The 13,067-nt window shown below is 62.7% G+C and carries 11 protein-coding genes; 3 read left to right on the top strand and 8 right to left on the bottom strand.

What is annotated here, in order from left to right:
• Positions 1-3: 3 nt before the first annotated feature.
• A complete protein-coding gene (locus tag P0Y65_10430; GenBank protein WEK06631.1) occupies positions 4-1,398 on the bottom strand; it encodes an MFS transporter in 1,395 nt (464 codons plus the stop codon).
• Between the two features lie 330 nt (positions 1,399-1,728).
• Between P0Y65_10430 and guaB the strand changes: the two genes are divergently transcribed.
• Complete coding sequence (gene guaB, locus P0Y65_10425; GenBank protein ID WEK06630.1) at positions 1,729-3,231, top strand: IMP dehydrogenase; 1,503 nt, start codon at positions 1,729-1,731, stop codon at positions 3,229-3,231.
• Between the two features lie 55 nt (positions 3,232-3,286).
• On the opposite strand, the gene P0Y65_10420 is transcribed toward guaB, so the two are convergent.
• The 3 genes from P0Y65_10420 to P0Y65_10410 form a co-directional block, all read right to left on the bottom strand.
• On the bottom strand, positions 3,287-3,937 hold the full coding sequence (locus tag P0Y65_10420) for a L,D-transpeptidase (protein WEK06629.1): 651 nt from the start codon (positions 3,935-3,937) through the stop codon (positions 3,287-3,289).
• Between the two features lie 133 nt (positions 3,938-4,070).
• Positions 4,071-5,522 (bottom strand): ribosome biogenesis GTPase Der, encoded by a 1,452-nt coding sequence (gene der, locus P0Y65_10415; GenBank protein ID WEK06628.1) that lies wholly within the window; start codon positions 5,520-5,522, stop codon positions 4,071-4,073.
• Between the two features lie 35 nt (positions 5,523-5,557).
• A complete protein-coding gene (locus tag P0Y65_10410; protein ID WEK06627.1) occupies positions 5,558-6,412 on the bottom strand; it encodes a tetratricopeptide repeat protein in 855 nt (284 codons plus the stop codon).
• A gap of 194 nt (positions 6,413-6,606) precedes the next feature.
• On the opposite strand from P0Y65_10410, the gene P0Y65_10405 reads away from it, so the two are divergent.
• Complete coding sequence (locus tag P0Y65_10405; GenBank protein ID WEK06626.1) at positions 6,607-7,758, top strand: acyltransferase; 1,152 nt, start codon at positions 6,607-6,609, stop codon at positions 7,756-7,758.
• Positions 7,759-7,830: 72 nt separating this feature from the next.
• On the opposite strand, the gene guaA is transcribed toward P0Y65_10405, so the two are convergent.
• Complete coding sequence (gene guaA / locus P0Y65_10400) at positions 7,831-9,402, bottom strand: glutamine-hydrolyzing GMP synthase (GenBank protein ID WEK06625.1); 1,572 nt, start codon at positions 9,400-9,402, stop codon at positions 7,831-7,833.
• Between the two features lie 113 nt (positions 9,403-9,515).
• Here guaA and P0Y65_10395 point away from each other — a divergent pair, with 113 nt between their 5' ends.
• Positions 9,516-10,748 carry an acyltransferase gene (locus P0Y65_10395; GenBank protein WEK06624.1) on the top strand — a complete coding sequence of 411 codons (1,233 nt, stop codon included), beginning with the start codon at positions 9,516-9,518 and terminating at the stop codon, positions 10,746-10,748.
• Here the strand turns inward: P0Y65_10395 and P0Y65_10390 are convergent.
• From P0Y65_10390 to P0Y65_10380, 3 genes are read right to left on the bottom strand one after another with little or no spacing between them, the layout of a single operon-like run.
• The gene (locus tag P0Y65_10390) at positions 10,702-11,187 is read right to left on the bottom strand and encodes a tryptophan-rich sensory protein (protein ID WEK06623.1); all 486 of its coding nucleotides are present in this window, start codon (positions 11,185-11,187) and stop codon (positions 10,702-10,704) included. The genes P0Y65_10395 and P0Y65_10390 overlap by 47 nt on opposite strands.
• 59 nt (positions 11,188-11,246) lie before the next feature.
• Positions 11,247-12,539, bottom strand: a complete 1,293-nt coding sequence (locus P0Y65_10385; GenBank protein ID WEK06622.1) for an RsmB/NOP family class I SAM-dependent RNA methyltransferase — start codon at positions 12,537-12,539, stop codon at positions 11,247-11,249.
• 7 nt (positions 12,540-12,546) lie between these two features.
• Complete coding sequence (locus tag P0Y65_10380; GenBank protein WEK06621.1) at positions 12,547-12,972, bottom strand: MAPEG family protein; 426 nt, start codon at positions 12,970-12,972, stop codon at positions 12,547-12,549.
• Between the last annotated feature and the right edge of the window lie 95 nt (positions 12,973-13,067).

The raw sequence follows: 13,067 nt of genomic DNA, 5'->3' as shown, positions 1-13,067 counted from the left end.
AGCCTACTCCTTCTGCACGGTCACGCGGCGATGGCCGGAAACATTGCTTCCCGCATCGGGCGGCAGGCGGAAGTAGATGACGCTCGCCAGCATGCTGAGCCCGCCGACGACGAAAAAGGCGATCTGGAAATCCACCAGCCCGAGCTCTGTGCCGCGCAGTCGCGTGGTCAGTTCCAATAGCCCACCGGCCACGGCCACGCCAAAGGCGACGCTGAGCTGCTGGCACACGGCAACGATCGCCGTCGCCTGGCTGGCCTCGTCGTCATCCACATCGGCATAGCCAATGGCATTGGAGCCGGTGAAGAACACCGACCGCAACACGCCCCCACCGAGCAGCACTGCCATCATCAGCACGGCCGGCGTCGACGCGGTGAACAGCCCCTGGATGGCAATCAGCAAGCCGCCAAAGAAGGCAGCAAAGGCAAGGGTGCGCGGGAAGCCGAACCAGGCATAGACCCGCTCGGCGAGGAACTTGCTGGCAATGGCGCCCAGCGCCGAAATGAAGGTGATGGCGCCCGACTGGAAGGGCGTGAGGCCAAAGCCGAGCTGCAGCATCAGCGGCAACAGGAATGGCACGGCGCCCACCCCGATGCGGAAGAACGACCCGCCAGTGATCGAGGAGCGAAACAGCTTGTGCCGGAACAGCGCCGGATCGAGCAGCGGGAATCTTGTCCGTCGCGCATGCAGCAGATAGAGCACGCCCGAAGTGATGCCGATCGCCAGCGTCAGCCAGCCATAGATCAGCGGCAGGGCAGGCAGGCTGACGACGGAAAGTCCGAACACGGTGCCCGAAAAGGCGACGCCGGCGAGCACGAAACCAACCATGTCGATCGGCCGCGGATTGCGCGCGTCAGGGACGTGGAGGAAAATCCCGGCAAGGATGATGCCGGCAATGCCGATCGGAATGTTGATCCAGAAAATCCAGTGCCAGCTGAGATAGGTGGTGAGAAACCCGCCGATCAGTGGCCCCGTCAGCGGACCGATCAGCGCTGGAACCGTCAGCCAGGCCATGGCCGAGACCAGCTCGTTGCGCGGCGTCGAACGCACCAGCAGCAGGCGTCCCACCGGCGTCATCATCGACGAACCAATGCCTTGGAAAAAGCGCGAGATGACGAAGGTTTCAAGCGAAAAGGAGAAGGAACAGGCGAGCGATCCGAGCATGAAGACGAAGATCGCCAGCCGGAAGATATTCTTGGCGCCGAACCGGTCGGCCATCCAGCCGCTGATCGGGATGAAAATCGCCAGCGCCACGAAATAGGCGGTCAGCGCGAGCTTCAGCGCAATCGGCTCCGTACCGATATCGGCCGCGATCGCTGGCAGCGATGTGGCGATGACGGTCGAGTCCATCTGTTCCATGAACAGGGCGACCGCCAGGATGAGGGGTGTAACGCGGATCAATTGCGGAGCCGGGGAGCGAGTCGGAAGAGCCGCGAACGCGACTGTCCGAACTATGAACCCTGTTTCCGACCCTGCAAAGGCTTGGCGGTGATTTTTATGGGATTGCCTACAGGCGTGATGCGCCCAAACCCTGTTCTGATAGCACCGGCAATCGTCCTTGGGTAGTAGGCTGGACGCAGGCCTGCCGGGCATCGCCACGCCGGGCCGGCCCCTTTGCAAAGCCCGGGTGCAGTGCTATTGACCCTCGCCAACCTGAACCCGCCGCCAAGCAACGGCCGGTTCTGAACTCCAACATTTCTGATTGCATCAGAAGGCAGGAAGGGTCTGGCCTTGGCGAAGATTATTACCACAGCAACCGGCGACTACGCGCTGACCTTTGACGACGTGCTGCTGCAGCCCGCGCGCTCCGACATCCTGCCCACGGAGACCGACATTTCCACCTATGTCACCAAGGACATAGCGCTCAATCTGCCCATTCTCAGCTCGGCCATGGACACCGTCACCGAAAGCGCCATGGCCATTGCCATGGCCCAGGCCGGTGGCATGGGCGTCATCCACAAGAACCTCACCGCCGAGCAGCAGGCCGAGCAGGTCCGCCAAGTGAAGAGCTTTGAAAGCGGCATGGTGGTCAATCCGATCACCATCGGCCCCGATGCAACGCTGGCCGATGCCCTCTCGCTGATGCAGGCCAATCGCATTTCCGGCATTCCCGTCGTCGAAAACGGCGGCAAGGGCGGTCGCGCCACCGGCAGGCTGGTCGGCATCCTGACCAACCGCGACGTGCGCTTTGCCTCCCATCCTGCCCAGCCGATCCGCGAACTGATGACGCATGAAAACCTGATCACCGTGCAGGATGGCGTCTCCAAGGACGAAGCCAAGGTCCTGCTGCACAAGCATCGCATCGAAAAGCTGCTGGTCGTCGACGCCGACTATCGCTGCACCGGCCTGATCACCGTCAAGGACATCGAGAAGGCCCAGCTCAATCCCAATGCCGTCAAGGACGAGCAGGGTCGCCTGCGTGTTGCCGCGGCCTCCACCGTCGGCGATGGCGGCTTTGAGCGCTCACTGCAACTGATCGAAGCCGGTGTTGACCTGCTGGTGATCGATACCGCCCATGGCCACTCCGTCCGCGTTGCCGAGGCCGTCGAGCGCGTCAAGCGCGAGAGCAATTCCACACGCATCGTCGCAGGCAATGTCGCGACCGCCGAAGCCACCAAGGCGCTGATCGATGCCGGTGCAGATTCCATCAAGGTCGGTATCGGTCCCGGCTCGATCTGCACCACCCGCATCGTTGCCGGCGTTGGCGTTCCCCAGCTCGCAGCCGTCATGGCCTGTGCGGAAGAGGGCGCTCGTCAGGGCGTCCCGGTGATTGCCGATGGCGGCATCAAGTTTTCTGGCGACATGGCCAAGGCTCTGGCCGGTGGCGCCTCCTGCGTCATGGTTGGCTCGCTCCTGGCTGGCACCGACGAGGCCCCCGGCGAAGTGTTCCTCTACCAGGGCCGTTCTTACAAGTCTTACCGCGGTATGGGCTCGGTCGGGGCCATGGGCAATGGTTCGGCCGATCGCTACTTCCAGGATGATGTTCGCGACCAGATGAAGCTGGTGCCCGAAGGCATCGAGGGCCAGGTGCCCTACAAGGGTGCTGCCGGCGCCGTGCTGCATCAGCTCGCCGGTGGCCTGCGCGCCTCCATGGGCTATACCGGCGCGCACAATCTCAAGGATTTCCGCGACAATTCCGTCTTCGTGAAGATCTCCGGCGCCGCGCTCAGCGAAAGCCATGTCCACGACGTGACCATCACCCGCGAAGCCCCGAACTATCGCAGCGGGCGCTGATCCCAGGACGACTTCCAGATCAAAACCCGCGGTTCACACCGCGGGTTTTTTGTATTTAGGCCTTGAGCACGATCACCTTGGTATCGACCGGCGTCTTCTCATAGAGATCGAGCATGTCCTGCGTGAGGAGGCCCACGCAGCCGCTTGAAACGCCACGCCCGATCGTCTCGGGCATGATCGTGCTATAGATCGTATAGAGCGTGTACCGTCCGCCCTGGTAGAGATAAAGCGTACGCGCTCCGAGCGGATTGTTGAGACCCGGCGCCATGCCATTGGCATAGGGCGCGGCCTCCGGCTGCCGCAGGATCATCTCACGCGGGGGCGTCCACACCGGCCATTCCGCCTTGCGCCCGATATAGGCGTCGCCGCTCCACAGGAAGCCGGCGCGGCCCACATTGGCGCCATAGCGCGTGGCCATGCCATCGCCCTCGATGCGGTAGACGTAATAATGCTTGGGATCGACGATGATCGTGCCCTTGGCCTCGTTTGACGCATAGCGCACGGTCCGCCGCAGATATTTCGGATCGACCTTGCTGATGTTGACGGCCGGCACCGGAAAACGCTCGTTGGGCAGCGGCCCATAGACCCGCTCCGCCTCGGCAAAACTCATGCCGCCGGTGCTGCATCCGGCAAGCCCCAGCGCCCCGACGGCCGCCGCACCAAGCATGAATGCCCTGCGTCCCAAGACTGCCGAATCTGCCGCCATATCCTCACTCCTCTGCAAGCATCTGCTTCCCTGAGAGTGGGCCCACAATCGGCAATTGGCAATGTCGAAAGGCAGGACGCCAGGTCCGCGCATGGCCCAAAGCAAAACCCGCGGTTCTCACCGCGGGTTTGTTTTAGCCCATCTTGCGTTCGTTCTTGTCGTCGAAGGGGTTCTTGCTGCCCCCTCTGACCCAGAGCCGGATCGGCGTGCCCTTGATCTTGAAGGCTTCGCGCAAACCGTTGATCAGATAGCGCTGATAGGACATCGGCAACACATCCGGTCGCGACGCGAAGAGGATGAAGCTTGGCGGCCGCGTCTTGGCCTGCGTCATGTAGCGCAGCTTGAGGCGACGGCCCGACACGGCCGGTGGCGGATGCCCCTCGACCATGCCGTAGAGCCAGCGATTGAGCCGCGCCGTCGACACATGGGAGTTCCAGTCGCGCTCGATGGCAAAGATGGCGTCCATCAGCTTGTCGATATTCTTGCCGGTCAGGCCTGACAGCGTCACAAGCGGTACGCCGCGCAGCTGCGGCAGCAGGCGCTCGCATTCCTCGCGCAGCATCTTGAGATGCTCGTTCTTGTCCTCGATCAGGTCCCACTTGTTGACCGCGATGACCAGCGCACGACCTTCGCGCTCGACCAGATCGGCCAGCGCCAAATCCTGCTTTTCGAAGGGAATGGTCGCATCGAGCATCAGCACGACGACTTCGGCATACTGGATGGAGCGCAGCGAATCGCCGACCGCCAGCTTTTCCAGCTTTTCGGTGACACGCGAGCGGCGGCGGATACCGGCGGTATCGACCAGGTTGATCACCCGGCCTTCCCATTCCCACGGCACCAGGATCGAATCGCGCGTAATGCCGGCCTCGGGGCCAACCAGCACGCGCTCTTCGCCCACCATGCGGTTGATCAGCGTCGACTTGCCGGCGTTGGGCCGGCCGACGATGGCGACGTTGAGATAGCGCTTGGGATTCCAGCGCAGCGTCGCCTCGTCGCCTTCACCCTCGAGCATGTCCTCGGTGATGTCGACATCGACCTCGGGCATCTCCTCGAGATCGCCGACTTCCATCGCCTCGCTCTCGGCATTCTTGCGGTCGATCGTCGCCGAAACGATGGAATAGAGCTCGGAAAGCCCCAGGCCATGTTCGGCGGAAAGGGCGATGGCTTCGCCAAAGCCCAGCTTGAAGGCTTCGACCAGCCCGGCTTCGGCCGCGCCGCTTTCGGCCTTGTTGCCGACCAGATGCACATCCTTGCCGGCCTTGCGCAACACTTGCGCAAAGCGCTGGTCGAGCGGCACGACGCCCGCGCGTGCGTCGATCATGAAGAGGATGACGTCGGCTTCCTTGATCGCCAGCTCGGTCTGCTGGCGCATCCGGTCTTCGAGACTGCCGTCGGTAACGTCCTCATAGCCGGCCGTGTCGAGAATGCGAAAGGTGAGGTCGGCAATGCGGCCCTCGGCCTCGCGACGGTCGCGGGTGACACCTGGCGTGTCATCGACCAGCGCGATCTTGCGACCGACGAGGCGGTTGAACAGGGTGGACTTGCCGACGTTGGGACGACCGACAATGGCAACGGTGACGGTCATATCATTCCGATCCGGTAGAAGACGGGCAGCCGCGCTTACTGCGCGGCCGGCTCTGTCTCGGGAGCTGCTGCAGGAGCGTCTGCTGCAGGTGTTTCAGGCGTAGTCGCGGCAGGTGTATCTGCAGCGGGTGTTTCCGCGGCCGGCGCAGCTTCGGCTGTCGGCGCGTCATCGCTGACCATCTCATCGATGGCCGTCGCCGCAGCTTCCGCATCGTCCGATGCTGGTGCATCGTCAATGGCGCCTTCGCTCAGCAGCTGGGCCAGGTAATAGCCCATGCGGTTGCGCGTATTGCTCTGCGACATCGGGTCGTTGACCACGGCCTCGAAGCTGGATTGTGCGGCGGCAAAGTCGCCGGCCTTGTATTGGGCCAGGCCCAGCGCTTCGCGCGCGGCATTGCGCAGCGGGCTGCCTTCGGCGGCAATCGAGCCGACGCGGCTGTCGACATCGGACAAAGTGCCGCCATCGACCATCAGCGTACCGGCCAGCACCAGGGCCAGCTCGCGCAGGCGCGCATTGGACTGGCTATTGGCCAGCGCGTCATAGGCGGCAACGGCCTCGGCGACATTACCTTCCTTGGCGAGCACGCCCGCCTTGCGGAACTGCGCCAGCACCGGATAACTGCCCGAGCCATTGGCGATCACCGCGTCAAGCTGGGTCTGCGCCGCAGCAAGGTCACCGCCGTCGATCTCGTCGAAGGCCACATAGAGCTCGTCCGAGGACGAAGCCGCATTGTTGCTGTGATACCAGGACCAGCCTTCATTGACGGCCACGATCGCCACAACGGCAACGGCAGCGCCGATCACGAAGGGGGCAAAACGCCGCCATAGCGAGCGCATGCGGTCACTGCGCAGCTCTTCATCGACTTCGCGGAAAATATTGTCCTGGGACATGGCCTGCCTAAGGTCATCACTTCAATTCGGGCGCACGTTTAGCATGGTCCCCGGGGAAAGCAAATGCGCGCGGGAAACCCGCTGTTTACCGACGCTTTTGCCGAAAGCTTTACCTGTTAAGCCTAGCCTCAAAATCCGGTCCCTGCATTTGCCGGAGACGCTATAAGGCCGATGCGGGTAGCAAGAGTATGAATATGACCAAAGGCCGGGTCGAGACCATCGACGTCTTTCGCGGAATCGCCATCCTTCTGGTGGTTCTGTTCCACTTCACCGCCCGGCTGCCGGCCGAATCCCTCAACATCGCCGAAGGCGCGCCCTGGCGCGTGTTTTTCGGCTGGGTGGGGGTCTATTTCTTCTTCATCGTCTCGGGCTACTGCATCTTCATGACGCTGGAGCGCTCGGCGACCGTCGGCGTGTTCCTCGCCCGTCGCTTCTCGCGCATCTATCCGCCCTTCGTGGCAGCCGTACTGCTGCTCTTCGTCTTCGGCGTGGTCTTCCAGGTCCCCAGCGTGCCCGAAGCCCATTTCCGCACCGTCGAGCCTGGCCTTGGCGACGTTGCGCTCAACCTCTTCTTCCTTGGCGAGATCGGCGAATGGGTCGACGGCGCCTTCTGGTCCATCGCGGTGGAGATAAAATTCTACCTGCTGATCGCCGTGCTCGCTGCCATTTTCGTCGATCCGCCGAAGCTGACGCGCGTGTTTGCTTGGCTGGCCATCGTCATGGCTCCACTTTGGATGCTGTCGACACTCTCGACGCTGGGCACGCCGCCCGTCACGCCGCAATCCTTGCTGAAATTCCTCGTCATCGCGCCCTATCTCTGCTTTTTCGCCGTGGGCATCCTCGGTAGTCGCATCCAGCAGGGCGCGCTTGGCTATCGTGGGTTGATGAACACCAACCTTGTCCTCTCGACGCTGGTCGTCGGCATCGAGGCCTATAGTTTCGAAAACCACGACGGCCTCGTGGTGGCGCTGATCTGCGCCGCGGCCTACCTGCTGCTGGCGCTGGTGTTCTACGCCTATGTCACTGGCCGCAAGATCCCGCATATCCCGCTGCTGACACCTGCCGTGGCCCGCGTCGGCCTGTTGAGCTTTTCCTGGTACCTCATCCACGAAAACGTCGGCCTGAGCTTCCTCGCCACGTTTGATCGCTTCATGCCCGCATGGATGGCGCTGGTGCTGGTCACCGCCACCACCTTCTGCATCGCGGTGGTCTTCTCGGCCCTCTTCGAACACCGCTTCCGCAAGCCTGTCGAAAAGCTGGCCATGGCCGTCCTCGACTGGCTCGGCAGCAAGATCGGTGTCCTCAAATCCCTCCGCGCCACGCCGGCAACGCAGCCCGCGGAATAGAAAATCCCCGCCCTTTTTGAGGCGGGGATTTTGTTGCGCAGCGGTCTGGTCAGCCGAATATCGGCTAACCGATCATTCCCACTCGATCGTGCCGGGCGGCTTGCTGGTCACATCATAAACGACGCGATTGATGCCACGCACTTCGTTGATGATGCGCGTCGCCGTCTTGCCCAGAAAGTTCATGTCGAACTGGTAGAAGTCGGCCGTCATGCCGTCGACCGAGGTCACGGCACGCAGCGCGCAGACGAATTCATACGTGCGGCCATCGCCCATGACGCCCACGGTCTGCACCGGCAGCAGCACGGCGAAAGCCTGCCAGATCTTGTCATACTGACCCGACTTGCGGATTTCATCGAGATAGATGGCGTCGGCCTGGCGCAGGATATCGAGCTTTTCCGGCGTGATGCCGCCTGGGCAGCGGATCGCCAGACCCGGACCGGGGAAGGGGTGGCGGCCGATGAAGCTCTCGGGCAGGCCGAGTTCACGACCCAGCACGCGCACTTCATCCTTGAACAGCTCGCGCAGCGGCTCCACCAGCTGCATGTTCATGCGCTCGGGCAGGCCGCCCACATTGTGGTGGCTCTTGATGGTGACCGAGGGGCCGCCGGTGAAGGAAACCGACTCGATGACATCCGGATAAAGCGTGCCCTGGGCCAAAAACTCAGCGCCACCGAGCTTCTTGGCCTCTTCCTCGAAGGTCTCGATGAACAGGCGGCCGATGATCTTGCGCTTGGTTTCGGGATCCGTCTGGCCATCCAGTTCGCGCAGGAAGACCTTCGACGCATCCACATGCACCAACGGGATATTGTACTGGTCGCGGAACATGGTCACGACCTGCTCGCTCTCGTTGAGCCGCATCAGACCGTGATCGACATAGATACAGGTCAGCTGGTCACCGATCGCTTCGTGGATCAGGACGGCTGCCACCGACGAATCCACGCCACCCGACAACCCGCAGATGACCTTGCCGCTGCCGACCTGGGCGCGGATCTTTTCGATCATCTTCTGGCGATAGGCTGTCATGGTCCAGTTTGACTCGATGCCGCAGATCTTGTGCACGAAATTGGCATAGAGCTTGGCGCCATCGGGCGTGTGCACGACTTCGGGGTGGAATTGCACGGCCCAGATGCGGCGCGCCTCATTGGCGACAATCGCGAAGGGCGCATTGGCCGAAGTGCCGACCACCTCGAAGCCTTCGGGCAGGGCGACGACGCGGTCGCCATGGCTCATCCACACCTGATGCTCGGTGCCCAGCTCCCAGACGCCTTCATAAAGCGCGGTCGGCTTTTCGACCTTGACCTCGGCACGGCCGAATTCGCGGTGATGTCCAGCCTCGACCTTGCCACCCAGCGCCATGCACAGCGCCTGCTGGCCATAGCAGATGCCCAGGATCGGCACGCCTGCCGCAAACACCGCCGGATCGATCGTCGGTGCATTCTCGTCCAGCGTTGAAGCGGGGCCACCCGAGAGCACGATGCCCGTCGGCTGCATGGCGGCAACCGCGACGGCGGCGCTCTGGAAAGGATGGATTTCGCAGTAGACGCCCGTCTCGCGAATACGCCGCGCGATGAGCTGTGTGACTTGCGAACCGAAGTCCACGATGAGGATCGATTGCGGGCGGTCGGTCAAAGCTGTGTTTGTCATGGCGAGGCCATATCTCCGCCGGAAAGAATCCGCAAGCACAAGACACGCAATCGAGCCTTGCGCAACGAAACAAAATGCGGCGCGTTCTGCCCCAAACCTCGCGGGATGATCAATTGACCCAACAGCGACTGCTCGGCGCAGATTTTCTGCGCGCCGCCGCCTGTGTGCTCGTGCTGATGCACCATCTGGCCTTCCGCATGGATATGGGCAATGTGCCCGCCTGGGCCGCCCCGGTGATGGATTTTTTCGTCATGGGCAGTTTCGGCGTCTCGGTCTTCTTCGTGCTGAGTGGATTTTTGTTGGCCAGGCCCTTCTGGCTGGCAGTCGACAAGGGCGCGCCCATGCCAAGCCTGCGCACCTATGCCCTGCGCCGCGGCGCCCGCATCCTGCCTGGCTTCTGGGTGGCGCTGATCCTCAGCTTCATTCTCAGCATCACCGTCAGCGGTTCCCCACTCGATGCGGAGCGCATCATCCGCGTCGTGGCGGGCTTTTTCCTGCTCAGCGACTGGCATTGGTTCACGCTCTTCCCAGTCGACAACAACGGCCCGCTCTGGTCGATCGGCTTCGAGGTCACCTCCTACCTGCTGTTGCCGTTCTTCCTCGCGGTCCTCTTCGCCCTGCGTCTCAAGGGCTGGGCCGCGCGCTTCGCCTGGCTGGGTGTCATCGCCATGGTCGTGGTGCTGCATCTGATGGTGATGCGCTGGGCGCCGATCGACGAGGTCGAGCGCGGCTGGGGTCACGGGCTGACCGGCGGCGCCAAGGCCTGGATGCCGCGTTTCAATCCCATCGGCTTCTTCGCCATCTTTGCACTCGGCGCGCTGGCAGCTGGCGTGCAGGTCAAGCTGAATCAGTTTCGTCACTGGTCCTGCGATGTCATTGGCCTAATTGCCATTTTCGCGGCCGGTCTGGTGATGGCGCTGCATATTGGCGGCCTCAATGAAGGTTTTGGCCTCTTCGACATCCCCTATGGCTATCCGTGGATGCCGCTGGCTATCTGCGTGGCACTGGTCGCTCTGCCTGGCTCGGTGCTGGTCGGGCGTCTGCTCGACAATCGCCCGGCGCGCTTTATCGCTGAAATCTCCTTCGGCATCTATATCTGGCACTTCCTCATCATCGGTCTCATGGCGCGCCTTGCGCCGCCTGCCTTCGAGGGCTCCGGTGAAAACGGCTGGAGCATCTGGCTGTGGTCCAGCGCCATTGCCATCGCGCTCAGCGTGCTTGTGGCAACGCTGAGCTTTTACCTCCTCGAACGCCCAATGGTCCGCTGGGCACGGGGCCTCGAACGCAAGGGAGAAACACCTAGTTCAGCAGCGCTATCGACAGATTCAGCAGCGTCGCGAAGCTGACCCAGATCAGATAGGGCACGAAGAGCCACGCCGCGATTGTATCAAGCCTTCGCGCGACGAGGATAAAGGCGACGACCAGCGCTACTATGCCGATGATCACGGCAAAGGCCGGCCACAGCATTTGCCCGATGAACCAGATCGGCGACCACGCCCAGTTGAGCGCCATCTGGCCAAACCAGATCTTCATCGCATTGCTGCTCGGATCGATCATCCAGATGCGCCAGCCGGCGACAGCGATCATAGCATACAGCGTGAACCACACCGGCCCGAACAGCCAGTTGGGAGGATTGAACCATGGCTTGTTCAGACCCTCATACCAGGCGCCGGGCACCGACTGCGTGCCGATCAACGCGCCAACGCCGATCACCACGACAAGGAAAATGCCCAGCGTGAGCCAGGGGCGGGGAGTCTTGTAGTCGGCGAGGGACGGGACGGTCATGGCAAGGGCTCGAAGTGTCAGGAAACCTGACCTTCAAACGTTGCATGACCCGTCATGGTTCACGCCGCGCGGTGCAACGCATTGAAATAAAATCCGTCCGTAGCGGTCAGTCGCGGCGTCAGCGCAATGCCGCCCTTGGCCGTCGCCACGCCGTCGGGCAGGGCACTGCCAAACGTCTCCTGCCAGAGCTGTTCGGCCGGCACCGAAGCAAAGCCCGGATGGGCCGCGATGAAGGTCGCTACCTGATCGTCATTTTCCTCGGGAAGAATGGAGCAAGTGATATAGACCAGCGTGCCGCCGGGCTTGAGATAGCGCTGGCCCTCGACGAGGATCGCTGCCTGCTCGCCCACGCGCTGTGCCAGAAGTTCCGGCGTCAACTTCCATTTGGTGTCTGGGCGACGGCGCCAGGTGCCCGTGCCGGTGCAGGGCGCGTCGATCACCACACGATCCATCTTGCCCACCAAGTCATCCAATGCGCCGTCGAGCGGCGCCCGCACCTGCACATTGCGCGCGCCATTGCGCTTCAGCCGGTCATAGATCGGCGCCAGTCGATTGCGGTCGCTGTCATAGGCAAAGATCTGCCCCTTGTTCATCATCGCGCCCGCCAGTGCCAGGGTCTTGCCGCCGGCACCGGCGCAGAGATCAAGCACCTGCTCGCCCGGCTTGGCGCCCGCCAGCGCCGCCACGATCTGGCTGCCCTGGTCCTGCACCTCGAACCAGCCCTTGAGATAGCCTTCGTCTGTCGTGACATTGGGCGTGCGCGCATCGCCCGGTCCCGCCGGCATGGTGATGCCGATCGGCGAAATGGAGGTCTCCGCCGGGTTGAACCGCGCCAGCGACTTCATCACCCGCTCGCGGTTCGATTTCAGCAGGTTGGTGCGCAGGTCGAGCGATGGCCGGCCCGCCATGTCCTGCCCCTCGGCAATCCAGTTGTCGCCGAAGGCTCGCTCCAGCGAGGGCGACAGCCATTCCGGGAAGTCCGCCAGCACATGGCCGGGCAGGTTGTCAGGCAATTCGCCGACCACACGGGCCAACTCGTCTTCGCTCAATGCCGCAGGCGCATGGCTGTCGCCGGCAAAGCCCTCACTCATGGCAGATGCGTCCAGTTGCCAGTCCCGCACGGCGACGGCCAGCACCAGCGCCCGCGGACTGTCGCTGCCCATCAGTGCGGCGTGGGAGGCGCGACGGCGCAGCGCATCATAGACCAGATTGCCGATGGCGGCGCGGTCGCCGGCGCCGGCAAAACGGTTGTTCAGCCCCCAGGCTTTCAGAGCCTCGGAGACAGGGAGCTTGCGCGTCTCCACATCGGTGAGGACATCAATGGCGGCAGAGAGGCGACCGGGAAGGCGCATTGGCTACTCAGTTCAGCAAAATCTTGATGACCAGCCATAGCCACAGAAGCGCCAGCACCACAAGGCCGGAGAAATAGACGCTGAAGCGCCGGAACACATGATTGCTCGTCACATGGACGCCGGCATGGACATAGCGCAGCAGGACAAAAAGCCCCGCCAGCAGCACCTCGACCCATCCCGTGCCGCCCACGATCAACGACAGCAGGGCAGCGACATAGAACAACACCGGCAGTTGGAACTGATTGTCGAAATTATTCGACAGCAGCCGCGCCTTGAGCGGATAGGCGCTGCGCTCCACAGCGATGTCACCCACGGCGATCTCGCCCCGCATCACCCGCGGCACCCGTTCCATGCCCATCCAGACGAGGATGGCCATGGTCAGAAGCACCTGGATGAAGACAATCAAAATCAGCAGCTTTTCGGTCAGTGGCATCTAGAACTCCTTGCTGCCTGCATAACGCATCAGACGCGCCAAAGCGGCGCGCATCCGCGACATCTTTTCAATACCCATGGCGCAACCAAAGGCTT

It is taken from the genome of Candidatus Devosia phytovorans (assembly GCA_029202405.1).
GTDB classification, from domain to species: Bacteria; Pseudomonadota; Alphaproteobacteria; order Rhizobiales; family Devosiaceae; genus Devosia; species Devosia phytovorans.
This window is presented reverse-complemented; position numbering and strand designations above follow the sequence as displayed.